General features: G+C 57.5%; 24 protein-coding genes. 14 read left to right on the top strand and 10 right to left on the bottom strand.

Annotated elements, in window-relative coordinates:
- Window positions 1–33: 33 nt before the first annotated feature.
- A complete protein-coding gene (gene phnD / locus MDG893_RS05375; RefSeq protein WP_007152717.1) occupies window positions 34–1,026 on the bottom strand; it encodes a phosphate/phosphite/phosphonate ABC transporter substrate-binding protein in 993 nt (330 codons plus the stop codon).
- Between the two features lie 223 nt (window positions 1,027–1,249).
- On the opposite strand from phnD, the gene MDG893_RS05370 reads away from it, so the two are divergent.
- The 7 genes from MDG893_RS05370 to MDG893_RS05340 all read left to right on the top strand — a co-directional run bounded on the left by MDG893_RS05370 (window position 1,250) and on the right by MDG893_RS05340 (window position 8,722).
- Window positions 1,250–2,392, top strand: a complete 1,143-nt coding sequence (locus tag MDG893_RS05370) for an iron-containing alcohol dehydrogenase (RefSeq protein WP_040474320.1) — start codon at window positions 1,250–1,252, stop codon at window positions 2,390–2,392.
- 86 nt (window positions 2,393–2,478) lie between these two features.
- A complete protein-coding gene (locus MDG893_RS05365; protein WP_007152715.1) occupies window positions 2,479–3,531 on the top strand; it encodes a helix-turn-helix domain-containing protein in 1,053 nt (350 codons plus the stop codon).
- A 223-nt stretch (window positions 3,532–3,754) separates the two neighbouring features.
- A complete protein-coding gene (locus MDG893_RS05360; protein ID WP_007152714.1) occupies window positions 3,755–5,341 on the top strand; it encodes a parallel beta-helix domain-containing protein in 1,587 nt (528 codons plus the stop codon).
- Between the two features lie 13 nt (window positions 5,342–5,354).
- Window positions 5,355–6,638: an SO2930 family diheme c-type cytochrome gene (locus MDG893_RS05355; protein WP_007152713.1), complete on the top strand. Its 1,284-nt coding sequence runs from the start codon at window positions 5,355–5,357 to the stop codon at window positions 6,636–6,638.
- A 106-nt stretch (window positions 6,639–6,744) separates the two neighbouring features.
- Window positions 6,745–7,200, top strand: a complete 456-nt coding sequence (locus MDG893_RS05350) for a CopD family protein (RefSeq protein WP_007152712.1) — start codon at window positions 6,745–6,747, stop codon at window positions 7,198–7,200.
- A gap of 41 nt (window positions 7,201–7,241) precedes the next feature.
- On the top strand, window positions 7,242–8,195 hold the full coding sequence (locus MDG893_RS05345) for an adenosine deaminase (RefSeq protein ID WP_007152711.1): 954 nt from the start codon (window positions 7,242–7,244) through the stop codon (window positions 8,193–8,195).
- A gap of 92 nt (window positions 8,196–8,287) precedes the next feature.
- The gene (locus MDG893_RS05340; protein ID WP_007152710.1) at window positions 8,288–8,722 is read left to right on the top strand and encodes a DUF4399 domain-containing protein; all 435 of its coding nucleotides are present in this window, start codon (window positions 8,288–8,290) and stop codon (window positions 8,720–8,722) included.
- Between the two features lie 14 nt (window positions 8,723–8,736).
- Here MDG893_RS05340 and MDG893_RS05335 read toward each other — a convergent pair whose 3' ends face one another.
- Window positions 8,737–9,228: an MOSC domain-containing protein gene (locus MDG893_RS05335; RefSeq protein WP_007152709.1), complete on the bottom strand. Its 492-nt coding sequence runs from the start codon at window positions 9,226–9,228 to the stop codon at window positions 8,737–8,739.
- A 92-nt stretch (window positions 9,229–9,320) separates the two neighbouring features.
- Window positions 9,321–10,286 carry a DUF6635 family protein gene (locus MDG893_RS05330; protein ID WP_007152708.1) on the bottom strand — a complete coding sequence of 322 codons (966 nt, stop codon included), beginning with the start codon at window positions 10,284–10,286 and terminating at the stop codon, window positions 9,321–9,323.
- A 186-nt stretch (window positions 10,287–10,472) separates the two neighbouring features.
- On the opposite strand from MDG893_RS05330, the gene MDG893_RS05325 reads away from it, so the two are divergent.
- On the top strand, window positions 10,473–11,609 hold the full coding sequence (locus tag MDG893_RS05325) for a zinc-dependent alcohol dehydrogenase family protein (protein ID WP_007152707.1): 1,137 nt from the start codon (window positions 10,473–10,475) through the stop codon (window positions 11,607–11,609).
- 15 nt (window positions 11,610–11,624) lie between these two features.
- Complete coding sequence (locus MDG893_RS05320) at window positions 11,625–12,041, top strand: acyl-CoA thioesterase (RefSeq protein WP_007152706.1); 417 nt, start codon at window positions 11,625–11,627, stop codon at window positions 12,039–12,041.
- 28 nt (window positions 12,042–12,069) lie between these two features.
- Here MDG893_RS05320 and MDG893_RS05315 read toward each other — a convergent pair whose 3' ends face one another.
- Both MDG893_RS05315 and MDG893_RS05310 read right to left on the bottom strand, forming a co-directional pair.
- On the bottom strand, window positions 12,070–12,567 hold the full coding sequence (locus MDG893_RS05315; RefSeq protein ID WP_007152705.1) for a DUF2780 domain-containing protein: 498 nt from the start codon (window positions 12,565–12,567) through the stop codon (window positions 12,070–12,072).
- Window positions 12,568–12,727: 160 nt separating this feature from the next.
- Entirely contained in the window at window positions 12,728–13,396 is a 669-nt protein-coding gene (locus tag MDG893_RS05310) for a glutathione S-transferase family protein (protein WP_007152704.1), read from the bottom strand.
- Window positions 13,397–13,530: 134 nt separating this feature from the next.
- Between MDG893_RS05310 and MDG893_RS05305 the strand changes: the two genes are divergently transcribed.
- The 3 genes from MDG893_RS05305 to MDG893_RS05295 are packed head-to-tail and all read left to right on the top strand — an operon-like array spanning window position 13,531 to window position 15,508.
- The gene (locus MDG893_RS05305; protein ID WP_007152703.1) at window positions 13,531–13,986 is read left to right on the top strand and encodes a GatB/YqeY domain-containing protein; all 456 of its coding nucleotides are present in this window, start codon (window positions 13,531–13,533) and stop codon (window positions 13,984–13,986) included.
- 45 nt (window positions 13,987–14,031) lie between these two features.
- Window positions 14,032–14,727 (top strand): hypothetical protein, encoded by a 696-nt coding sequence (locus MDG893_RS05300; RefSeq protein WP_007152702.1) that lies wholly within the window; start codon window positions 14,032–14,034, stop codon window positions 14,725–14,727.
- Between the two features lie 58 nt (window positions 14,728–14,785).
- On the top strand, window positions 14,786–15,508 hold the full coding sequence (locus MDG893_RS05295; RefSeq protein ID WP_007152701.1) for a DnaJ domain-containing protein: 723 nt from the start codon (window positions 14,786–14,788) through the stop codon (window positions 15,506–15,508).
- A gap of 23 nt (window positions 15,509–15,531) precedes the next feature.
- Here the strand turns inward: MDG893_RS05295 and MDG893_RS05290 are convergent, their stop codons facing one another.
- Window positions 15,532–15,855 (bottom strand): 2OG-Fe(II) oxygenase, encoded by a 324-nt coding sequence (locus MDG893_RS05290; RefSeq protein ID WP_007152700.1) that lies wholly within the window; start codon window positions 15,853–15,855, stop codon window positions 15,532–15,534.
- A gap of 190 nt (window positions 15,856–16,045) precedes the next feature.
- Here MDG893_RS05290 and MDG893_RS05285 point away from each other — a divergent pair, with 190 nt between their 5' ends.
- Both MDG893_RS05285 and MDG893_RS05280 read left to right on the top strand, forming a co-directional pair.
- Window positions 16,046–16,471: a GFA family protein gene (locus MDG893_RS05285; RefSeq protein ID WP_036209304.1), complete on the top strand. Its 426-nt coding sequence runs from the start codon at window positions 16,046–16,048 to the stop codon at window positions 16,469–16,471.
- A gap of 143 nt (window positions 16,472–16,614) precedes the next feature.
- Window positions 16,615–16,959, top strand: a complete 345-nt coding sequence (locus MDG893_RS05280; RefSeq protein WP_007152697.1) for a PBPRA1643 family SWIM/SEC-C metal-binding motif protein — start codon at window positions 16,615–16,617, stop codon at window positions 16,957–16,959.
- An 11-nt stretch (window positions 16,960–16,970) separates the two neighbouring features.
- On the opposite strand, the gene tenA is transcribed toward MDG893_RS05280, so the two are convergent.
- The 4 genes from tenA to MDG893_RS05260 are packed head-to-tail and all read right to left on the bottom strand — an operon-like array spanning window position 16,971 to window position 24,915.
- A complete protein-coding gene (gene tenA / locus MDG893_RS05275) occupies window positions 16,971–17,639 on the bottom strand; it encodes a thiaminase II (RefSeq protein WP_007152696.1) in 669 nt (222 codons plus the stop codon).
- 15 nt (window positions 17,640–17,654) lie between these two features.
- On the bottom strand, window positions 17,655–18,635 hold the full coding sequence (locus MDG893_RS05270; RefSeq protein ID WP_007152695.1) for a ribonuclease Z: 981 nt from the start codon (window positions 18,633–18,635) through the stop codon (window positions 17,655–17,657).
- Between the two features lie 2 nt (window positions 18,636–18,637).
- On the bottom strand, window positions 18,638–19,819 hold the full coding sequence (locus tag MDG893_RS05265; RefSeq protein WP_007152694.1) for an AAA family ATPase: 1,182 nt from the start codon (window positions 19,817–19,819) through the stop codon (window positions 18,638–18,640).
- Window positions 19,820–19,860: 41 nt separating this feature from the next.
- Window positions 19,861–24,915 (bottom strand): diguanylate cyclase, encoded by a 5,055-nt coding sequence (locus tag MDG893_RS05260; RefSeq protein WP_007152693.1) that lies wholly within the window; start codon window positions 24,913–24,915, stop codon window positions 19,861–19,863.
- Between the last annotated feature and the right edge of the window lie 5 nt (window positions 24,916–24,920).

Below are 24,920 nucleotides of genomic sequence, written 5' to 3'. Positions count from 1 at the left end.
CTTCCGGCCATTGGCCGGAAGCGCCTGTTGCTCTTATTTCAGATTGTCGGGCGTGTACTGAACGCCGTTGGACGCCTGGATGGTGCGAATTACGCGCCAGTTGTCCTTGTAGTTGATGGGGATGAAGGTCTCGACGCCCTCAAACTCTTCGCCCAGCTCGGTGCCGGAAAACTTGAAGCTGTAAAAGGCTTCACGAATTTTCTCGACCAGCTCGGGATGCAGGTTGTGGGCGTGGTTATAGGAGGTTGTCGGGAACCGGTCGGACTCCCACACCAGACGCACATCTTCCTCGTCATAAAGCCCACGCGCGGCCATACGCTCAACCACTTCCGAGGCCACAGGGGCCGCGTCGTAATCCTTGGCCACTACGCCGAGCATGGACTGGTCATGGCTGCCGGAGAAGGTGATTTCATAGTCGTCACCTGGTACCACGCCCATTTCCGGGAACAGGGCACGGGGGGCCTGGTTACCGGAGTTCGAGGTAGGGGAGGTGTGTGCGACGCGCTTACCTTTCAGGTCGGTTATTTCATGGATGTCGGAATCGACGTGGGTGTAGACCTGAAGCGAGTAGCCGAACTGCCCGGAGTCTGAGCCCATCAAGGCGAAGGGCACCGCACCGGCGAGATTAACCGCGAAAGGCGTTGGGCCGGTAGAAAAGCCCGCCACATGCAAACGGCCGCTGCGCATGGCTTCCACTTGCGCGGCGTTGGATTGCACGGCGAAGAAGCGAACATCCTTGCCTGTCACTTCAGACAGATGATCGATGAAGGGCTGCCAGATGTCGGAATAGATGGCGGGGTCTTCAACCGGCGTGTAGGCAAAGATCAGAGTGTCGGGATTCACCCACTCTGATTTGTCCGCTGGCAGGTCAGCAACCATATCGCCGTTTTCGTCGCAGTACTTGGCGTCTAGCGAGCCTCGTTCGCAATCCGCAAATGCCTGACCGCTGAAGCCGACCAGCAAGGCGGATGCCGCCAGAGTCACCGACGGGAGAATACCGGGAAACACTTTCTTAGACAGGTTCATTCTTTTTCTCCATGTGGAGCGGTCCATGCCTGAGGTTTCTCTGCCTCGCATTGAACATCCGGGAAGGACCAGCTCACTCAGCTTGTTATTATCAGATGTTCAATTGAACATTCAGCATAACAGTAAATGAGCATTAGACAAGGTGAGAGGCATCGGAACACTTGGATCGACACCGTAATTAGTGTTCAATTGAACATCATCCATATCGAGGACGATCTTCTCTATGCCCGACACTTTTAGCCTGGTAACTCCGACCGACATTGTCTTCGGGAGAGGACAGATAGCCCAACTGAGCGACCGGGTGACAAGGTTGGGCAAGCGAGTACTGATCGTTCATGGCCGCCATCCTGATCGACTTGCCAGGGTATTCGAGTCACTGAATGCCGTTGATATTGTCCAAACGATGTCTGTGCATAAGGAACCAGATTTACAGACACTGAATGCTGCCATTCGGCAAGGCAAAGCATTGGGTGTCGATCTGGTCATCGGCATTGGTGGTGGTTCTGTCATGGATTCAGCGAAGGTACTGGCTGCGATGCTGTCCAGCCAGACCGAGTTGATGAGCCACCTGGAGGTGGTCGGAGAGGGGCTGCCGTTATCCACCCAGCGCCTGCCCTTGATCCTGATTCCAACCACCTCGGGAACGGGGGCAGAGGCGACCCGAAACGCGGTCATTGATATTCCGGAAGCTCAGCGCAAGGTGAGTCTGCGGGATAACCAGTTGCTCCCTGACCTTGCCCTGATAGATCCTGCGCTGACCGACCATTGTCCCCGGGGTGTTACCTTGCACTCAGGGCTGGATGCCATTACCCAGGTCATCGAGCCGTATCTCTCGTCACGCTCCAATCTGTTCACCGACATGTTGTGCAAAGAGGCGATCCCAAAAGGCCTGGCCGCGTTAAAACAACTGATGGATGGTGAGTCTGAAGAGGCGCGTGACGCCATGGCTCAAGTGAGTCTGTTTGGTGGGCTTGCACTTGCAAACTCGGGACTGGGTGTCGTTCATGGCATTGCCGGTCCGTTGGGAGGATTATCTGGTGCGCCCCATGGTGCCCTCTGTGGTGCCTTGTTGCCGGCAGGTATAGCCGCCAACCGCGATAGCGTGGTTGAGGCGGAGCATAAGGCTCGTATTGATCGGGTAGTTGGCTGGATTGCAGACATATTTGAGGCGTCCGCGGATCAGGCGCTACCACGTTTTCGTGAATGGATCTGTCAAAGTGGCTTGCCCGGGCTGGCATCCATTGGAGTGACGGAAGAGCACATTATTGCCGCCTCACAGTCGGCTGCAAGCTCTTCTTCCATGAAGGCCAACCCCGTTGTGTTGCCAAGGCCAACCATTGAAAACATCATGCGCGAGTCGTTTTGAAAAGTGAGTTGCTATCAAAACGTTCAACACTTCGGCTAACATCCGTTATCAAGCGTTAAGATAACAACAAGAAGGTAAAAACAGTGATGTTGCTAACCGGCTTCGGGCTTGGCTGCCTGTTGCCCCTGTTTGTGATTACGTTGCGAGACTTCCGGCATTTGCTGGTTGGCCAGTTGTTCCTGCTGGTGATTGTTGGGTCTGTGGCGTTCCTGGTCGATCCTTTGATTCCAGCCGAATGGCGCTGGATCACTTCCGACCTGCAAACCGCGTTGCCCGCCTTGTTCTGGCTACTGTGTAAGCTGATTTTTGCGCCGCGCCCGCGTTTGAAGTCAGTGTGGGGCGCGATGGCGCTATACAGCTTTCTGGCGCCAGCGTTGGCGCGGCCCTTCGTAGAGCCCGGTGACGCGTGGACTCCGGCGGTGTTCTTCGGATGGCGGCTGGGCCAGTTCTTCGAGTACGTGGTGCTGCTGCATGGCCTCAGTTTTGTGATTCGGTACTGGCGAAACGATCTGGTGGAAGCCCGCAGGAAGGCCCGTCTGGCCTTTTTGTTGATTGTCGGCAGCGCCGTAGGCGTGGCGACGGTCAGCCTGAACTTCGGGCTTTATCATGAGTACATCCGCGGGATCATCACGGGGCTGGCGGCTTTCGCAACCCTGATCTGCCTGGTTACGGCGCGGGAGGGAATCATGGATCTGGTGGGCAGCGATCGGCCTGCCGGTTCGCCACAGCCACAGCCCAGACCAACTCCAGAGACAGAGCCCCAGGAGGCTAACGAGGCACACTTTGCACAACAGGAGCAGGACGCCTCAGTGCTTTGCCGAACCATGGATGCCGGCTTCTATCGAACAGAGAAGCTGACTCTCAAAAAGCTGTCGGAAGTCACTGAGATTCCTGAATATCGTTTGCGCAAGGTGATTAACCAGGCTTTGGGTTATCGAAACTTCAATGACTACATCAACCAGCTCCGGGTAGCCGACGCCGCTGAACGTTTGCGGAACGAACCGGGCACACCCGTGCTGAACATCTCTCTGGACGTTGGCTACCGTACCCTGAGCTCATTCAACCGGGCGTTTCGGGATATCCAGAACGCCACCCCAACAGAGTACCGTCAGCAGTGCCTCGGGGCTGACATCAGCTGATCAAAACCTGCAATTTCCGGAATTGCAGGTTTTGCACAGTGCCCTTCTTTTCTCCTCTCAAACCCCTGGTGCGCGGGCCGTTGCAGAATTTGCACAGGGCGTGAGGCTTTCTGCACATCGGTTGTTCTCGCCAACGTGTCGCATCCTGCTTAGTGTCGTTCGGGACACCGCGTTCTTTTTGGGAACGCCTGAATAACAACAACACGATCAAGCAGAGGTTACGATGCGCCAGGCCAGAACGTTCAAGAAACTATTGTTGGTGACTGCCATTTCAAGTGGGTTCCTACTCGCCGGTTGTGATGGGGACGATGGAGAAGACGGCAAGGCCGGAGCCGATGGACAGTCCGCCGATGTCGTTGCCCAACTTGCAATGACCACGTCTGGTTTTTCCATTCCTGAAGACGCCATCCTTGTAGCGCCGGATGCTGCAGACGGTGACGACATTACCGAGGCACTGTCCGTGGCGTTGTTCGATTTGCCGGAGGATGCCCTGGTGGTTCTGCCAAAAGGGCGGTTTGTGGTGACCGAGAGCATTGTCATCAACAGTGCCAGTGGGCTGACCCTCACCGGCTACGGCATCAACGAAACTGCGCTGGATTTCAGCACGTCCAATGGCGACGACGCGTTCCGCTTCCAGGGCGGGAACGGTATTACGGTGCGGGACTTCGGTGTGTACGAGGCGCCGAAGAACGGCATCAAGGCCACCAACGTCAACGGCATCCATATGACTTATACCGCCACGGTCTGGGAAGGCGAGTTGGAGTCGGCCAACGGCGCCTACGGGCTGTACCCGCTGAAAAGCCAGAACGTGCTGCTGGAGAACAACTACGCCTTCGGGTCGGCGGATGCGGGCATCTACGTGGGGCAGTCCGAAAACATTGTGGTTCGGAACAATACCGCCAAACAGAACGTGGCCGGCATTGAGATTGAAAACTCCACCATGGCGGATGTGTACAACAACATCGCGCTCGCAAACTCTGGCGGCATCCTGGTGTTCGACTTGCCAGGGCTGGATAAGGCCTACGGCGGCAATGTTCGTGTTTTTAACAACCAGGCCTACAACAACAACGCCGATAACGTAGGCGCTGGCGTGGTTGGCACGGTGCCACCGGGAACCGGCGTCCTGGTGCTGGCCACCAGTGACGTGGAAATGTACAACAACCAGATAACGGACAATGACACCACGGCGGTCGCGATCACCAGCTATCTGCTGGTTGATGATGACCTTGCCAGTTACCCGGCCAACTACGGCGCCACCATGGGCAATGGTTGGAGCCCGACACTGAAGAACGTCTACCTGCATAACAACACCATTGCCCGGAACGGCGATAACCCGCGAGGTGCGCTACTTCAGCCGGTTATTGATGGTTACTCCTCGAACATGAACAGCAAGGGGGCGCCGCAAACCTTTCCTGCGATTCTGTATGACGGAATCGGTGAACTGCTGTCGAATGCCGGAGAGTTGGCTGGCTTCAATGCCCTGGTTGGCGCCGAGGCGCAGGCCGATGGGGTGAACTACGACCCTTACGGCGCAGGCGACCAGATTTGTGCCAACAGCAACATCAATGGCAACCCGGCGCCAGACTATGACGAAGTGAATACCGGACTGGTCTATCCGGATGATCCTGCCGACGTAACCATGGTTGATGGCGATGGCAATCCTCTGCCCCACCTGTTAATCGATCAAATGGTCAACAACACCTACTTGAACTGCGTCCAGCCGCGACTGGCGCCAGCGGTGGTGAACTTCCGCAACAACATCTACGGCTGCACCGGGGATGATCTGGCCGAAGCGGCCTGCGCGCTGTAAGGGAGAGTCTCCAATGAAACACAGTAATAAAACGATTGCGGCGGGTGTGGTGACGTCTTTTCTTATGGCTGCGTGTGGCGGCGGAGGAGGTGGTGATTCGTCGGACGATAGTGGCTCCAACCCGACTGGCAGCGCACTGAATGCCGGTGCTGGTGCGCCGACAGGAGCAGAGGGCAGCTGCAGTGCAACCACGAATGGGGTGAACTGGGACGCCTTGATGACGGAGGTGTGCCCGAAGCTCTCCGACTACAATCTGTTTACCGATGCCAGTGATCCAACGGCCGGGCCGACCCGGGGCGGGGTGCCTTATGATCTCTCCACGGCGTTGTTCTCTGATTACACCAGTAAGTACCGTTTTGTGTTTGTGCCGGAAGGCAAGACCGTGGGTTACAACCCATCAGAGGCGCTGGATTTTCCGGTTGGGACGGTCATTACCAAGACTTTCGCCCTACCGGAAAATACCGCCATGCCTGACGGTGCGGAGCTGGTGATCGAAACCCGCCTGTTGATCCACCGGGTCGATGGCTGGATGGCATTGCCGTATTACTGGTCGTCAGAGTCCGAGGCGACACTCGCCATTGCGGGGAAACGCCTGACCGACCTGACCACCATCAACAACCAGGGACAGACGCTCACCTTTGATTATGCGGTGCCCAAAGCTGCGGACTGCAACTCCTGCCACTCCATTGTGCCGGACCTGGCGGGGCCGGATGACCAGCGTGAGCAGATTTTTCTGCCCATTGGCCCCAAGGCCCGTTATCTGAACAAGGATTTCAGCTACCCGGACGGCACGGTCTACAACCAGCTTCAATACTGGTCGGAAGGCGAACTGCTCACTGGGTTACCGGCGGATTTCAACAGTGTGGAACAGGCACCGGTGTTCAATGACGAAACCCACATCCCGTCACTGAGCGACGCAGAACTGAACGACAAGGCCAGGGCCTACCTGGACATCAACTGCGCCCATTGCCACCGGGCAGACCTCACCCTGCCGGCCGACTATGCCGGCCCCGCAGGCAGTAGCGGCGTGCAGTTGGAGTACAACCGCGTCTACGCTGACTCGCCGGGTAAATTCGGAGTCTGCAAGGACCCGGTGGCCGGCGGCAAAGAGGGCTATCCGTACGACGTGATTCCAGGCAACGCGGATGAGTCCTACCTGCTGTTCCGTATCGAGACGACAGACAGCCGACACAAGATGCCGGAGCTGGGCCGTAGCACAACGCATCAGGAAGGTGCTCAACTGATTCGCAGTTGGATTGACCAATTGCCCAGTGCCAGTTGCTCGCCGATGCCGTAATAGCGTCCCACCCTGGCGGGTTTAGCCGGGAATCCGGTCAAGAGAGTTGGTTTTGTGGCGGGTGAGGCTTATGCTCGTCACACATTTCTTATCCGGGAGTCGCTTTATGGGTCTGGCTATCGCATTACATGTTCTCTCTGCCGTGATTTGGGTTGGCGGTATGTTTTTCGCCTATATGGCCATGCGGCCAGCAGTGGTGGAGGTCATTGATGCATCGCAGCGGGGTACGCTTTGGTGTCACACCCTGTCCCGGTTTTTCCGCTGGGTATGGGTGGCGATCATACTGTTGCTGGTGACCGGTTACTGGATGGTCTTCAGCGTATTCGGTGGCATGGCGGGTGCCGGCTGGCATGTCCATGTGATGCAGGCGCTGGGGATTGTGATGATGCTGCTCTTTTTTCACGTCTATTTTGCCCCCTTCCGGCGGTTGAAGCAGGCTGTTGCCGATCAGGACCCACAGGAAGGTGGACGCCGGGTGGGGCAGATCCGCAAACTGGTAGGCATCAACCTGATTCTCGGGCTGATCACAGTGGTGATAGGTGCCGGTGGTCGGTATCTTTAGGCCGATCTGGTAGCTGATAACGCCTCATCCCGGAGACTGTTATGAACGAAGCCTGGCTGAAAGCCCTCCCCAAAGCGGAGTTACACCTACACCTGGAAGGGGCGCTTGAGCCTGAACTGATGTTTGCACTGGCTCGGCGCAATGGCATTGAATTGCCGTGGAGCGATGTCGACGTGCTTCGGCAGGCCTATTCCTTCAATAACCTGCAGCAATTCCTGGATCTGTATTACCAGGGTGCCAATGTGCTGCGTACGGAGCAGGATTTCTACGACCTCACCTGGGCGTATCTGCAGAAGTGTCAGGCGCAGGGCGTTGTCCACGTTGAACCTTTCTACGATCCGCAAACCCATACCGAGCGCGGCATTCCCTTTGAAGTGGCCATCAACGGCATCAGCGGTGCCATGCGCGATGGGCGCGAGCAGTTGGGCATTACCGGTGGGCTGATTCTCAGTTTCCTGCGGCACCTGTCTGAAGATGACGCCTTCCGGACACTTGAACAGGCGATGCCATTTCGTGATCAGTTTTTTGCGGTAGGGCTGGACAGTGCTGAACAGGGCCATCCACCCAGCAAGTTTGAGCGGGTGTTCGCCAAAGCGAGGGCTGAGGGCTTCCTGGCGGTTGCCCATGCCGGTGAAGAGGGGCCGCCTGAGTACATCTGGCAGGCCCTGGATCTGCTCAAGGTAAACCGTATTGACCATGGGGTCCGTGCCGCGGAAGACCCGAAATTGTTGGACCGACTGGCGGATGAGCAGATCCCGTTAACGGTTTGCCCGTTGTCGAACATCAAGCTGCGTGTGTTTCAGGACATGACCCACCACAACATTCTGGACCTGTTGGAGCAGGGGTTGAAGGTTACCGTGAACTCGGACGACCCGTCCTATTTCGACGGTTATGTGCTGGAAAACTTCGTGGCTCTGCGTGATGGCCTGGGGATGACCGAAGAGCAGGCCCGCCGGCTGGCGCAGAACAGTATGGACGCTCGGCTAGCTCCGTAGATGCTGCTTGTACAAGGCAGTATCGATATTCGGCAAGATGCGAAAATCTGTCCTACCATTGAACAGTCAATCCCGCGTTCAAGGAATGAGTCATGAGCATGATCAGCAGCACACAACGTTTATTGCTTGGTTCGGTTCTTGCCTTCTCAATGGTTGCCGGGGTCCATGGAGCGACACCCGCCCCTGAAGGCGCGTCGGTGTATTTTATTACACCAACTGATGGCCAGACCGTGAGTTCTCCAGTCACCGTGAGATTCGGTCTGGATGGGCTGGGTGTGGCGCCAGCGGGCGTGGAACGTAAGGGCACCGGCCACCATCACCTGCTTGTGGATGTAGACGATATGCCGGCGATGGACCAACCGGTTCCGTCCGATGATCGTCATATTCATTTTGGTGGCGGACAAACCCAGACGTCCCTGGAGCTGTCACCGGGCGAACACACCTTGCAGTTACTGGTGGGGGACCACCTGCACGTACCTCATCAGCCGCCTGTGATGTCCGAGAAGATCACCATCACGGTGGAGTAGTAACCATAAATGGCTCAGAGGCAGGCCAGAACGCTGTCGCCAATTGCCACCTCGCCCCCTTCAATCACTCGCGTCGTTATACCGCCATGCCCACGCATGGCGTTATAACCGCCCGGCCCAAGGGCGGTCTCCATCTTGCTGCAGGGGTGACACAGGCCGGTGTATTCCAGCACCACACCCCCGATTCGGAACGCTTTGCCTTTCAGGGCCAGGAGGTTCAGGCCAGAGACCACAATGTTGCGCCGGAAAATGTCTGGGTCAAGAGCATCCCGCCCGAGGCAGGAGGCAATGGCATGCAGGTGCTCTTTCTGGATCAGGGTGACCTGCCGTTTGCTGGTCTCGCGGCCCTCGAATCGATCGCCTTCCAGGCCTTTGCCCGGCGTGATCATCACGTTGTCGAGTATTGTCATGGGCTCACCACGGGCAGGGCGGATGCCAATCCATTCAACCCGGCCGCTCTGAGGAAGGGTGTCGAATAAGGTTTGAAGCGGGGTTGGTTGCGCCATGGGTGCCTCATGTGAGTTCTGGTCAGTTTGGCCCTGCAGGTACTGATTGTAGTTCAGGAACAGTCAGTCCTCCCTGCCTGGGAGGCTCTTGCCTAAATTAACCCGGCTCGGATCATGTCGAACGTGTCCAGAATGCGGGCCACATACTGGTCTTTCGGCCGAAAGCTGCTTTGGGTGCTGAGCGATACGTCCCGCTCCAGGTGATCCAGCAGCTTGTGCAGGCGACGACGATGAAGGCCGAGTGCCGCCTGCACGGGGTCGGAAATAACGCCGGACAGCGCTGCGAACGCTGCCAGGGCGGCCATGACCGCGAGCATGACGCCGGCGGTCGTTGCCAGCGACGGCTCCGGTGGAAAGGCGCTGTAGTACCACGTGCCAATGGTTTCGCCGAGGATAAAGTCCCGTGCGGCCAGGGTCTTTGCAAGCATGGACGCCAGCACCACTCCGAGCCCTATGCCCCCAGGCGTAAACTTCTGAAATGCAAACGCGCCCAGCACGGTGCATGAAATGCTGTTGGTGATATCGGCAGAGGCCGTCCGCGTTACGCGGTACTGACGAAGAGCGTCTGCAATCACGGGCTCTACCAGTTTGATAAAGTGCTGGTGGTCGACTGGCTCAGAGCTGTGGCGCTCGTAAACCTCCTCCAGCGCTTCCACCAGATAGTCCTCCAGCAAGTGGCCCATTGGCTGGCCATTGTTCAGCAGGTCGGCCTGAATAAGGCTCGATATGTGCTGTTGTACGCGGGTGGTAAAACCAGCAGGCACACGATCAGCCATTCCGTGCAGCCATTTCAGACCGGCTCGTTTGCGCGTTGGAATTTTTACCAGGCAGGCAAGGGCGTAAACCGGCGCCCAAAGCAGATTGATCGGCGCCCGCAACATGTCCCAGCCCAGTGCCATCCGGTTGGTTGCCACAGCGCCGGGATAGTGGAAATGTCGGTCGATAAACGCCGGCACCCGCGACCGGCAGTCGGCGAAATACCGTTCAATGCCCGAGCCTATGGCCAGCTCTATCTCTGCTTCGGAGATGGTCTGCTCGGGTGGTATGGCAATGGGCATAAGTGACAGGTGCAGTTACCGGTAAGTGGGACGGAGTCGTTTACAGGCGCTCACTTTATCAGGAATCGTTACGGTTTCCTGTTAACGCTCTGATCATCCGGTAGAGAAACTTCAGAACTTCCCTAAATCAGAGAAACTTAGTACCTTGCGGACATTCCGAACAAAAACACCAACAGGATCATCGTTATGAAAATCCGTGCCGCTGTATTGGAAACGATAGGTGCGCCACAGCCTTTCGACGAAAACCGACCGCTGACGATTGAAGAGCTGGAACTGGATCCACCGGGCGATCATGAGGTGTTGGTTCAGATACGGGCAGCGGGTTTGTGCCATTCAGACCTGTCCGTGATTGACGGCAACCGGCCAAGGCCCGTGCCTATGGCCCTGGGCCATGAGGCGGCAGGCGTGGTCAAAGCCGTTGGGGCAGGGGTGACAGATCTCAGCCCGGGTGATCACGTGGTCACTGTCTTTGTTCCCAGCTGCGGGCACTGCAGCCCCTGTGCCGAAGGTCGCCCCGCCCTGTGCGAACCGGCGGCCGTCGCGAACAATGCCGGTACGCTTGTTGGTGGCGAACACCGGCTGCATCGGGCGGATGGTACGCCGGTGAATCACCACCTGGGCGTCTCTGCGTTCGCCGATCACGCAGTGGTGTCCCGACATTCACTGGTACGGATTGATCCAGACCTGCCGTTTCATCATGCCGCCCTCTTTGGCTGTGCCGTGCTGACGGGCGTGGGCGCTGCTATCAATTCGGCCGATATCAAAGCCGGCCAGACGGTCGCCGTTATCGGGCTTGGCGGCGTGGGCCTGAACAGTGTGTTGGGTGCGCTGGTGGCCGGGGCAGGACAGGTCATTGCCATTGATCTGGATGAGGACAAGCTTGCGATGGCCAAGAGCCTGGGCGCCAGCGCTGGTATCAATGCGGCGGACGAAGATTGCGTGAGCCAGGTGAAAGCCTTGACCAACGGAGGCGTTGATTGTGCGATCGAAATGGCGGGTTCTGAAAAGGCGCTGGAGTTGGCTTATCAACTGACTCGTCGTGGCGGTACAACCGTAACAGGTGGGTTGGCACACCCTGACAGGAAGGTGTCGATTCAACAGGTGAGCCTGGTGGCAGAGGAGCGAACCCTCAAGGGTAGCTATGTGGGAAGCTGTGTGCCGGTGCGGGATGTGGCCCGCTATGTCAGCCTGTTTCGCCAGGGACGGTTGCCGGTCGACAAGCTACTGAGCGACACCCTGACCCTTGATGAGATCAACGAAGGCTTTGAGCGATTGGCAAACGGCAAGGCCATTCGCCAGGTCATTCTTTTTGACGACCACTGACGCCAGGCTGCCTCCATGGAACGATCTGACTTTCCCGTGTTTTACCCCATCATCACCCGATGGATGGATAACGACATCTACGGTCACGTCAACAACGTGACCTACTATTCTTACTTCGATTCGGTCATCAACCGCTATCTCATTGAAGAAGGCGGTCTTGATATACACAACGCACCGGTAGTGGGTTTCATGGTGAGTTCCAGCTGCCAGTTCAAGAAGCCGGTTGCCTACCCTGATGCCCTTGAAGCCGGCGTTCGGGTTGCCAGAATTGGCACCCGTTCTGTGACCTACGAGGTGGGGATTTTCATGGAGAACGACACCCAGGCAGCCGCACATGGCGAGCTTGTCCATGTGTTCGTGGATCGTGCCACCCAGTCCTCGACACCGATTCCCCCAGGGATTCGGGAGGCCCTGGAGCGAATTACGGTGTAAACGTCGCTCTCGGGGAAGGGCGACCGCTTCAGTCGTCCGGTGTCCAGAGGCCCTGCAGTTGCCCCAGCAACGAAGAGCCAACCCCCTGGTTCCCCAGGAAGCTCATGATAACCGGGACAAACTGCTGGATCATGCCGCTGTCCATACCCAGAGCTGTAAAGGCCGACCGCACGCCGTCCATCGACGATATATTGGAGAGCAGGCTTTCGCTCAGGCTGCTACCACCGCCCAACAGGCTGGACAGGCCCGAGGCTTTGCTAGTGAGGGTGCTCATGGAGTCGTTGCCCAGCTGGTTTTTTGCGAGCTGTAACAGGGCGCCAGTACCACCTGTTGCCTGGGCCTGCGTGACGCCGAGCTGGCTTTGGAGTTGGCCGACCAGTTGCTGGGCTTCACCGCTGACCTCTGATGCCGAGGTCATTGCTTCGGTGCCGCTGGAAAGCGCGTCGTTAAGGTCGAAGGCGTTAACGGTTGGGGCGAGTAGGTAGATGCTTGAAACCAGGAGGAATTGCTTGATGGTCGCGTTCATGGAGTGATCCTGAGGGATGTGTGGTCGAAGTCTGTCTCCTTTAGATGGTGGCGAACGGTGTTTAATAAAAGTGTGGGAAACCGAGACATATCTGCATGTCGGTTTGGTGTTGCCTTCTCGCTTCTAAAAAAGGGAGGGCAGTGAGCCCTCCTCCGTGCGTTCAGGCAAAGTCGTATTCACCGCCCTTCTCGAGCGCCTTTTGGTAAGCCGGCCTGGCGTGAGCTCTCTCAACCCACGCATTGATATGGGGCCGGTCTTTGCCAACGATACTCCGTGCTACTGAGGCTTCCAGTGGAAAGCTCATCTGAATGTCCGCCGCGCTGAGGTTGTCCCCCAGAAACCAGGTGTTTTTTGCCAGGTGAGCTTCGACGAAATCCAGGTGTGTTTTGATCATCGGGCCGATGAAGGTAGCAGTGGTTTTATCGGCAATGCCTTTGGCCACCGGCTTGATAAAAAACGGCATCGGGCTGTTTTTTACCTTCTGGAACACCAGGCGCATTACCAACGGTGGCATCAGGGAGCCTTCGGCGTAATGCAGCCAGTAGGTATAATCCAGCCACGCCTGGCCGCCGGTTTCCGGCAACATGGTGTCTTTGCCGTAGGTGTGGGCCAGATACTCGATAATAGCGCCTGACTCCGCTACCACCAGATCGCCATCGGTAATCACCGGTGATTTACCCAGCGGGTGCACTTTTTTTAGGCTGGCCGGTGCCAGCATGGTTTTAGGGTCACGCTCGTAACGCTGGATTTCGTAGGGCACTCCCAATTCTTCCAGCATCCAGAGAACGCGTTGTGAACGGGAATTGTTGAGGTGGTGAACGGTAATCATGCAGTGACTCCACTGGTGTCAAAAGAATGAGCAGGTTAGCAGTGTAGTCTGCAAATAGCTTTTTGGTTCACTCCCATCGTGCTATGAATCACTATTTGGGAAAGTTGATTTAACTCATCTGAAGGAGGCCGGCAATGGCAGAAGCAACACTGAAGGAACAACTGAACACCGCGGTGAAAGACGCGATGCGGAACAAGGATAAGACCCGGCTTGTCACCCTGCGTATGGCGCAGGCGGCAGTCAAACAGATTGAGATTGATGAGCGCCGTGATTTGAGCGATGAGGATGTCCTCAAGGTGTTGGACAAGATGCTCAAACAGCGCCGCGACGCCGCCAGTCAGTACGATGAGGCGGGGCGCGAGGAGTTGGGTGACAAGGAAAGAGCGGAAATGGTAATCATTGAGGAATTCATGCCTGCGGCCCTGAATGAGGATGATCTGGACGGCCTGATTCGAATGACCATCAGCGCTGCCGATGCACAGGGAATGCAGGATATGGGCAAAGTGATGAACGAGCTAAAGCCCCAGGTACTTGGCCGGGTTGATATGGGCCACCTGAGCAAGAAGGTGCGGGCAGCACTGGCGGGCTGATGGTAACCCAGGTGCGTGCGCACTGGTAAACGAGAAAGGACCACTATGGCCGACAAAGAACTGCGCCCCAAATCCGATAGACAGGCCATCGACCAGTTTATCAACGAGGTTCGCACATTGCCTAAACAGGGTGGCGGGCAGGGCAGGCTGATATTCGCGCTGGATGCCACCGCCAGCCGGGAGGCAACCTGGGATGAGGCCTGCCACTTGCAGAGTGAACTGTTCATGGCGACCCGGGATTTGGGTGGTTTGGCTATCCAGCTTTGTTACTACCGCGGCTTTGGCGAGTTCAAGGCCACAGGGTTTGTGACGGAGACCGGTCAGTTGTTGAACCTGATGAACGGCGTTTCCTGCCTGGGTGGGCGCACCCAGATCAGCCGGGTGTTGGCTCATGCCGTGAAAGAAACCCGGGAAAAGGCCGTAAGGGCGGTGGTGTTTATTGGCGACTGTTGCGAGGAACCGGTGGACGAACTGTGCCATACCGCGGGGGAGCTGGGGATGCTGCGAACGCCGGTGTTCATGTTCCACGAGGGCGCCGATGCTCATGCCAGAGAGGTGTTCCAGCAGGTGAGCAAGTTGTCTGGTGGGGCTTATGCCCCCTTCGATCGCAACAGTCCGCAGGTTCTCAAGGATCTTATGGCTGCGGTGGCGGTCTATGCTTCCGGGGGAGCCAAGGCCCTGCAGGATTTTTCCAGCCGCAGCTCTCCAGAGGTCAAGCGCTTGACTCAGCAGATCAAGTAGCGCTTGTTTCAATCCACGTTCAAGCCATCGATGGACCGATGAGTTCCGGGGTATCCGAGTGCCACTAACGCTTCTGGTCATAGCACTGTCGGTTGTTGCGTGGGTCTGGCTGCGCAACCAGCCGGCCAGCCAACGTAAGCCGGCGATGATAAAGCTGGCCTTGATGGCCGGTATCGGGATAGTGGTTCTGATGGCGGTTACCGGCCGCTTGCACGCCTTATTCGCGTTGTTGGCGTTTCTCTACCCACTGCTACGCCGGGTGCTGCCGTCATTATTGACAGGACGCATGGCGGGGGCCGGAACGGGAGATGCAAACGCAAGTTCAGGCAATCAATCCCATGTGTCCGGCGACATTCTGGAAATGAGCCTGGATCATGACTCCGGCACCATGAGTGGCAAGGTCCTGAAAGGCCCCATGGCCGGGCGAGAGCTGGCGGACCTGGGCGAAAGTGAATTTCTTGAGCTGTTGCGATACTGCCGGGCGCACGACGAGGACTCCGCCCGGCTGCTGGAAAGTTATCTTGACCGCCGGTTTGGTGACTCATGGCGTGCTGACGATGAGGCCAGCGCTGGAGGCGAAGAATCCGAAGAACAAGCCAATGCTGGCGGTCCACTTACCGAGAGCGAAGCACTGGACATCTTGGGGCTGAAGCCCGGTGCAACACAGGACGAGATCATTCAGGCCCACCGCAGGATGATGCAGAAAGTACACCCGGACCGCGGTGGGAGTAACTATTTGGCCGCCCGCATCAACGAGGCCAAGGCGTGTTTGTTGGGCTGACGGCTTCTGTCGGATCTAGGCGATCATTGTGCCAGGGGAACGTTGCCCGATGTGTTAAGTGCAAAGCTGAGCAACCAACGATTCCCACGTTCAATCTTCGAAACCCGGTGTTGGTAGAGATCTGGTCGAAACAGGTATACCCGGCCAAACAAGTTGAAAATGTTCTTTTCGCAGATGAACTCACCGCCTGCTTTGGGCTTTACCAGAACACAATTGAGTTTGTACAGCCGGCCTTCGGAAGTCATGTCCAGGTGCGGTCCCACCTTGTGACCTTCCGGGTAGCGGACGAGGTACAGGTTCAGGCGTTTGGAGCGGAACAAAATCCGGGTTTTGACGTTTGCGGGCATTGAATGTGCGTTCTATCTTGGGAGGGTTGAGCTGTTAGTTTGTGCGGTTTGTCGGGTAGCCGTCAACCGTCGCTCCGAATCGTAACTTTCCTGCTACCAAAGTCCTGGCAGTTTCGTGATTTCGTATCATGTACAGCAAACGGGTGGCTCTGGGAAGGTGGTGTTTAACCAACGAACGGGGGAGATCGTTATGACTCAGTACCAGGGCAGTTGTTTTTGTGGCGCTGTTAAGTTTCAGGTATCTGGCGCACCCGAAGCGATGGGATATTGTCACTGTGATTCCTGTCGTCGCTGGTCGGCCGGGCCGGTGAATGCGTTTTCTCTGTGGCCATACGACAGCTTCGAGGTGTTAGCGGGTGCCGATCACATTGGCGAATTCCATCTCACGGAACAAAGCTATCGCAAGTGGTGTAAAAAGTGCGGTGGTCATGTGTTTACCGATCATCCGGCGTTAAGTCTTATGGACGTCTATGTTGCCAACCTTCCGGACCTGGCGTTTGAGCCCGCGGTCCATGTGCATTACCAGGAATCGGTACTGCCGATTCGCGACGGGCTACCAAAGATGAAGGATGTTCCGGCCGAGATGGGCGGGTCAGGCGACACTTTGCCAGAGTGATTTGATGAGAGCGGGGCGGGTGGCGCATCGAATTTCCACTTATGCCTATATATCCAATTCAATAAGCATGCTAAAACGTCTCGCCCGGTGCTCGCTCGCTTTTTTCGGGCGCCGGGTACTCTTCCATTCATCGAGATTTCAGCATGTCAGACAAGTTCTTCTACAAAGGCCGGCAGGACGCGCGCCAGCACCACACCGCCCATGGTGGCTTCCAGACCAAGGCCAGTCAGAAGAGTGGCAGCAAGAAGTTTCCGCTAACACTGGTGGTTACCAGTGAGGCGCGCAGGCAGGAGGTCGAAGCTCAGGTGGCGGAAGCCAATCTGCATGCCAACATTACAGTGGATGCCCGCGAGGGTGCGGTTGAATTCATCACCGAACTGACGGCACTCCTGAACAAAGGGGCGACGGTGACCACGGCGAAACTGCCTTCCCGCAATGATCCTTGCCATTGCGGGAGTGGTGCCAAGTTCAAGAAGTGCTGTGGTTGACCACGCGTTTCTCAATCGCTCTGTTTCAGACCCATTTCCCAGAAATCGATTTCCAGCCGGGTGGCGTCGCTGAATATCCGGGTAAGCTGCTCGAACCTGGCGGGGGATACATCCGCCAGTCGTTCATCCAGCCACTGGATTTCCGCGTGCATGGCCTGCTGGAACTCGTCGCTTTCATACATGGCGATCCAGGCGTCATACGGGTTTTTGTCTCCCCGAATGGTTTCTGCCCGTTTGTTCAGCCAATTGGCGATTTCCCCGTAGCCCACCATGCAGGGTGAGAGCGCAACATGCAGGTCGAGCAAATCGCCGCGGTTGCCCGTGTCGAGCACATAGCGTGTGTAGGCAAGGGTGGCGCGCGCTTCCGGCAGGTTGGCAAGTTCTGCTTCTGAAATGCCCCATTCCTTGCAGTAGCTGATGTGTAGGTCCAGCTCTACATCCACGATGGCCTGCAAGCCTTCCTTTGCCTGGCGGAGATCCAGCAAGGTTGGGCTTTTGTAGGCCGCCAGGGCGAAGGCGCGGGCAAACTGGATCAGGAACAGGTAATCCTGCTTGAGGTAGTGCTGAAACGCTTCGGGAGCGAGCGACGCATCGCCTAACTGCTTTACGAAACTGTGTTCAATGTAGTCGCGCCATTCTGTCCGGCAAGCCTTCCTTAGGTCTTCGAACTGATACGTCATTGTGAATATCCTTCGTCAGATTGAATGTGTTTGGGTCAGGCAACTCAACGACAAATCCTTTTCCAGCCGATAGGTATCAAAATCCTGCGCCAGAAACAGTTGGCCCTTGTAGTGCTGCATGGCTTCGGCCGCCAGTTGGTTGATGTGGGGCGCGCCTCCCGGCCCGGACTGGTAACGTGAGCTGAAATGGGTCAGCACCAGGTTGGGCAAGTGAGCCTGTTGGGCGAACCGGGCCACCTGTTCAGCGGAGCTGTGTTGGGGCCAGGGGCCGACCCGGTCGGCCACATCCTGGGTATAGGTGGCTTCGTGGATCAGCACATGGGTGCCCTCGCAGGCACCGGCCAGCAGGTCCGGGGTGTCGTTGTCGCCTGCGACGATCAGGCGGCGGGCCGCGCGGGGAATGTGCGTGTAATCGTCACTTCTGAGCAGGCGGCCATCCTCCAGCGTTATATCGTTTCCTTTCTGCAATTCGCCCCAGCCGGGACCGGGCTCTATGCCTTCCGCGCTTAATTTGTCCTGAAGTAGTTGTCGCTCCAGGCTTTGCTCGGTGAACACATAGGCGCGGCAGGCGACACGATGGGAAAGTGCCACATTGGTAACCCTGACGTGCTCATCCTGCCACTGGAAATCCGATGCTTCGGAATCGATGAAGTTTAGCGAGTAGCTGAGACTGGAGTCGCTGTTTGCGAGCACTGCGCTGATGAAGCGTTGTACCTGGGTGGGGGCAATGATGTCCAACGGTTCCGTGCGGCCAAGCATGGAGGCGCTGGTGAGCAGCCCTGGAAGGCCAAACGTGTGGTCGCCGTGGATATGGGTGATGAAGATGGCGCGTAATTGCACAACCGAGTAGCGGGTGCGAAGCAACTGATGTTGCGTGCCTTCACCGCAGTCGATCAAATACCAGGGTTTGGGACCGGAGTGACACAGGGCCAGCCCGCTCACATTTCGTGACCGTGTCGGGGTGCCGGCGGATGTGCCCAGGAAAGTGAATTCCATTATTAATCCGCCCATTGCCAGGGTGGCGCATCCAACAAACCCTGCCCCAGGACGATGGTTTCGCCAAGGTCTTTGTTCAGGGCGATGGAGTTACAGTCGCCATCCTGTTCCAGAGTTGCCACCAAACGTGGTGCGTGGGAAACGACCCACACCTGGGTTTCACGTGATGCGCGATTGATCAGGCGCCCCAAGGCAGGCAGCAAATCCGGGTGCAGGCTGGTTTCCGGTTCATTAAGCACCAATAGTGACGGTGGTCTTGGCGTGAGTAGTGCGGCTACCAGCAACAGGTAGCGAAGCGTGCCGTCCGACAGCTCCGCCTGGTTTAAGGGGCGCAGCAACCCCTCCTGCAAAAACTGCAGTATGAAACGGTTGCCGGAGTCTGCCTCAAAGTTGATGGTTGCCCCGGGAAAGGCATCCTCAATGGCATCGTACAACGCCGCCCGGTCGCCAATCTCGTGGATGGTCCGCAGAGCCGCGACCAGGCTATGGCCGTCGTGATCAAGCACCGGCGTTCGCGTACCGATTTGGGGAGTGCGGATGATGGACTGGGGATCGGTTCGGAACTGGTCGTAGAAGCGCCAGTTGCGGATGGTTTGCCGGACAGCATGAACCTCGGGCACAGCCACCGGATCGCTGATTTCGTTGAGGATGCTTTCGTAGGTGTTGAGGTGGGCGTTGTAGACTTCCCATTTACGACCGTTGCGCACTTTCACCACAGGCCCGACCCGGTCAATCAGGCAACTGCTGGGACGGCAGACGTCTCCCGCCCAAATGCACTCGCGCTTGATTTCCGGGTCAAACTGAAACATGGACGGGTCCTGGTAGCCCGCAAATCCCTGAGGGGCGGGCATGCCCAGTGAGATGGCGTAGCCGAAGTCTTCACCCACAAAGCCCAGCCTAAGCCGGCTGTTCTGTTTTTTGGCAGAGCCCTGTACGGGATCGACACCGTCTTTCATGCCTTTGGTAAAGGTCTCCGGCCCTGCCCAGAACGTGTAATCCAGCCCGCCTTCCTGCGCGATCGACGAGATTAAGTTGCCCTTTGCGGTTTCAGCCAGTAACCGCAGAGACTTGTAAAGGTTGGACTTGCCGCAGCCGTTGGGCCCGGTTACCACATTGAGGCCGGTCAGGGGCGCGACGATACTCTTAAGGCTGCGGTAGTTGGATACGGCAAATGCGTTGATCATAATCTCAAGATCACTGAGTTTGGTAAAAAAGTCTCGTTATCTCAAGCGCTCTCAGCCGCTTGAATTCGGTTTCGGCCGCTCTCTTTGGCTTTGTAGAGTGCCGCATCGGCGGCAAAGACCAATTCTTCGAGACTGCTCTTGTCATCGGGAACGATGGTGGCGCAGCCCACGCTGACGGTGATGCAATCTCGCGCCGTTGAATGGTCGTGCCTGATGTCCAATGCTTCGATGGCAACGCGGGCATTTTCAGCGACCTGTATCGCACCATTTTCGTCAGTATTGGGGAGTATCAGAATGAACTCTTCTCCCCCGTAGCGCGCCACCATGTCGGTTGAGCGCTGCAGTTGCGCCTGCAGTGTCTCGGCAACCCGGATCAGGCATTCGTCACCCATCTGGTGGCCGTAATTGTCGTTGAAGTGCTTGAAGTGATCCACATCGAGCATAACCACAGATAAGGGCTGGGGCTGCCTTCTCAGGCGCAGCCAGGTGTCTTTGAGGTAGGCGTCACCGGAACGCCTGTTGGCGACGCCGGTCAGGCCATCGCGGTCGGCCAGGCGTTGCAGTTCTTCATTGAGTTCTTCCAGCTCTGCCGTGCGTTCAACCACCTTCTCTTCCAGGAGCCGGGAATGGTCTTGTACCTGGGTGTAGAGCCGGGCGTTTTCGATGGCGACAGCCGCCTGGGCGGAGAGCAGTTGAATCAATTCCACCCGGTCGTCGGTGAAGACGGCGTCGGTCAGGTTGTTCTCCATGTAGACCGCCGCCTCAAAACGTTCCCGCACGATGATAGGGACACACAGTACTGATCGTGGATGCAGGTGAACGGTGTAGGGGTCGTTCACAAACGGGCCGTCGGCCATGGCATCGTGCAGGACCACGGCTTCGCCCCTTTGAAACACCTGGCTGATCACGCTCATTGGCAGGGCGAGGGCCTTGCCCTGACGATCACTGAGTGTTGAGTGGGTGGGGATTTCAACCTGTGGTGACGGCTGCTCTGGCCGGATTATGGCCTCGACACTGAACGCACCACCGGCCCGGACAATCAGGCAGCCCCATTGCCCACCGGCATTTTCCAGCAGAATCGCCAGGGTTTTCTGCAACAGCTGGTCCAGCACCATCTCGCCGGAGATCTCACGAGAGGCTTTCATAACCGATGCCAGGTCGAGACTGGCCAAATGGCTTCCTGGTGGGCTGAGGTGGGCCTGAACCCACTGACGAAGCACCGGGAACTCGTCCTCCAGCTGTTCTACCTTGCGTTGTGCGCCCCAGCGGTTGTATACCCCGTGGGCACCACGGAGATAACCCTCGGCTGAGCGCCCTTTACCCAGTGCCAGCAGGTGCCGTGCGGCGCGCTCAAAGGCAGTGGCCTCATCGCGCAGGAAGCCGTTTGCCCGTGCCGTGTCGATGGCCGTGTCATAGAGCTCCAGTGCGGCGTCGTGCCTGCCATCCAGGCGGGCGAGTTCTGCGGTCATCAGAAATTGAAGGTGGCGGAAATTCGCTTCGCAATTGTCCGCCCAACGGGTCATGCGCGCCAGGTCCCGTTCCAGGCGTTCTCGTGTGGCCTGTTGGTCAGCCCTGTTCATGGTGGGGAATAGAGTCGTGAGGGTGAGGTTGGCAACAATGTAGAAACGCACGAGCTGGGGCAGGGACATCGCGGACTTGATTAGCTTGTCCTGCTTTCTGACAAAGTGCAGTGCCTGTTCGTAGTTCCCGTAGAGCAGGTTGATCTCGGCACTGTAGATATGATGATTGGCAATGCCGGTTATGAACTGGCGCGTACTCATTGCCTCGAGACACGCCTGGTCATCAAAATCATCGGTGCTCAGACTGGCCGGTGAGTGGGTGGTGCCAAGAAAATTGCGCTGCATCTGCAGGAAGAGGGAACCGGAGTCCAGCGAATCCTGGTAGGCGCACTCGCGAACGATGTCGAGGTTTTCCTGATGCAACTGGCTTGCGGTTTCCAGATCCATGCCCGGGTCCCAGATCACGCAGTCCTGGGCACTGTAGGCCAGATAGAGCAGGTCGCCGGATTGATAGCCGGCTTCGATGCCCTTGCGGAACCAGGGCGTGAGCGTTGCCCAGTGGTTGCTCCAGTGATGAACGAACATGGCGTATACATAGATAACGCGCGCCCTCAGGCTGAGGTCATCAAGCCGTTCATTGATGGCCAGGCCAACCTTGGCGTACTGATAGCCCAGGGCGGGCTCGTCCAGCTCACCACACAAAAGCATGCCGTAGGCGGCATAGGCAAACGCCGATTCCGGGCAGTTGCCCCGATGCAAAGCCAGGTTAACCGCTTTTAGCACCAGGTAGCTGAACAGCTTGCTGCCGGAGAGAAACGCGGCCGCAAAGATTTCCATCAGCAGACGCATGGCGGTCAATGTGGCTGGGTCTTCGATGACAGGAGCGCCAACCAGATCGGTGATTTCGCGGCCAGCCAGGTTCGTCAGTACCCGTTGGCGTTCGACATCGATATCGTGCTGGCTGGGGTGTTCGGTGAAATTGACACCCAGTAGTGCCAGCCCCTCAATGGCAGCGTGAATAGACGCCTCCATTCTACCCAGCGTGGCATTCTGCCGGGTACGTATGGCGAGAATGTCGGCGCGATGCAGCCGGGAGTCCGCATGGTCCAGCATCTGTTCCAACCAATGGTCGGCCTCTTCGGTACGTCCGGTGAGGTAGAGGCAAAGCTGTATCTCTGACGCCAATGTGGCCATCAGTGAGGGCATCTGTGACCAGGCGTCGTCTGGCAGCAATTCCTCGGCGACCTGCAAGTAGTCGAGTGCCTGTTGATAGGCCGAGGTTTGTCGGGCGCGACTGCCGGCACGAAGGTTGAACTCGGCCAGTTGAAGGCGTTCTGGCCCGGACTGGATCAGCGCACGCCCCTGATTGAGATGATTAACGATATCAATCAATTGGTCATCGGCGACCTGCCCGCCGCCGTGTTGTAGCATCAGGCGCCCGACCGTTAGGTGTACCCGGGGGAGCTCGCCGGTTGCGATGAGGTTGTAGGCAGCCTGCTGCACCCGGTCATGCTGAAAACGATAGCTGGGGTTGAGCACCCGCTCTCCGTCCTGGTGTCTCGCCAGGCGATAATCACTGTGTAGCGGCAGCACGGTGTACTGTTTCAACGCCGGCAGAAGGGCCCGGGCGGTTTCCGCAACGGTATGCTCGTAGATGGTGGCGAGCGTTTGCAGGGTAAAGGTATTCCCGATGCTGGCGGCCAGTTGAAGTACGTTCTGCGTTTCGTCCGGGAGCTTTCGCAGGTTATCCAGCATGAACTCAACCACGTCATGGCTGGTTTCATCCCAACTGGCCCTGTCGAGCTGCCAGTGCCATTGGCCACTGCCCGAATCTGACCAGATTGCCCCCTGGGCATGGAACTGTCGCAGCAACTCGTTGGTAAAGAAGGGGTTGCCCTGGGCGCGGTGAAACAGCATCTCGCTCAGTGTGCGGCTTGTTTCCGGCTCGCAACGCAGGGCATCGGCCACCATTTGGTCCACCGACGATTCATCAAGCGGCCCCACAGGGATCTGATGAATTCGCCGATGGTTGTTGAGGTCATCCAGGAGCAATCTGAGGGGGTGCCCAGGGCCGACTTCATTGCTGCGATAGGCACCAATCAACAACAGGTGGCTCTGGTCCCTGGAGGTGACTATACGGCGTATCAGGTCGAGGGTTGGGGTGTCGCTCCACTGCAGATCGTCCAGGAACAGCACGACCGGATGGCCTTCGCCGGCAAACACTCGCAGGAATGCGGTCAGTACCAGCTGCAACCGGTTACGGCTCTCTGAGGGTGGCAGCTCGGTCACAGGGGGTTGTTCGCCGATAATCAGCGCCAGCTCCGGCACCAGGTCGATCACCAGGGCGCCGTTGGGCCCCAGCGCACCAAGCAGTTCGGTGCGCCAGCAGTCAAGCTGGTTGTCGGGCTCTAGCATGATTTGCTGCACGAGGGCACGAAAGGTGGCTGCCAGTGCTGAGTAGGCTTCGCTTTGCTGGAACTGGTCGAACTTGCTCTGGACCAGGAAGCCGCGTTCGCGGATCTGGTAGCGATCAATTTCGTTGACCAGTGCCGACTTGCCAACGCCGGAGTAGCCGTGAACCAGGCAGAAGCGGGATCGTCCCTCCACCGCCTGCTCGAACAGGCCCAGCAGCTCCTGCAGCTCGCGCTCGCGGCCGTAAAGTGCCTGGGGAATCAGAAACTTCTGCAGATGATCCTTTTCACCCAGTGTGAAGGGCAGCAGTGGCAGATCCTGTTCTATCGACGTGGCGCAACGGGATAGGTCGTGCAGCAGGCCCAGGCTGCTTTGATAACGTTCTTCCGGGGATTTGGCCAGAAGCTTCAGCACAATGTCTGAAAGGGCCTCGGGTATGTCCTCAAACACGGTGTGAGGCGCCGGAGGCAGACGACTTATGTGGCTGTGTACCCACTCCAGGGTATTGTTGGCTGTAAACGGAGGTTGGCCGGTCAGAAGTTCAAACAGCAGCAAGCCGAGGGAATAGTAGTCCGAGCGGTAGTCGAGGCTCCGATTCATGCGCCCGGTCTGTTCCGGCGACATGTAGGCCAATGCCGCCTCGGGCTGATTGGGCAGCTGTTTGGCCTGCCGCTCCTGCCCCAGCTCCGATGCTATATTGAACCCCGACAGCACCAGTGCGCCACTTCTTGAGTCAAACAGGACGTTATGGGGTGTCAGCGACTTGTGCACGATGTCCTGTGCGTGGATGTCGCTCAGAATCTGTACCAGGGCCTGGGCTATTTTCAGCGCCTGGGGCAGGGGCAAGCGTCTGTTACGGCTCTCGGCCATTACCGAGGCAAGCGAACGCTCACAGGGATCGGTGACGAGCGCCAGGTTCCCACTACCGTGTGGCAATATGTCATGAACCCTGCGTACGCCTTTCACGCCGTCGAGCCGTGAAGCAATGCTGGCTTCGTGATTGAGCGTGGCCACCTGCCTGCGGTCGGGATATTCGGTATCAAGGGTTTCAATGCAGACGTCTGCACCGTCCGAGAGTCGCCGTGCGCGATAGGCCGCCCGGCCTGCTTTTCTCCAGAGGCAGAAGGAGATTGTGTATCCGGGCAGCTGTAATTCGCTCTGCATCAGGT

Origin of the sequence: Marinobacter algicola DG893, assembly GCF_000170835.1 — a bacterium.
Taxonomy (GTDB): domain Bacteria; phylum Pseudomonadota; class Gammaproteobacteria; order Pseudomonadales; family Oleiphilaceae; genus Marinobacter; species Marinobacter algicola.
This window is presented reverse-complemented; position numbering and strand designations above follow the sequence as displayed.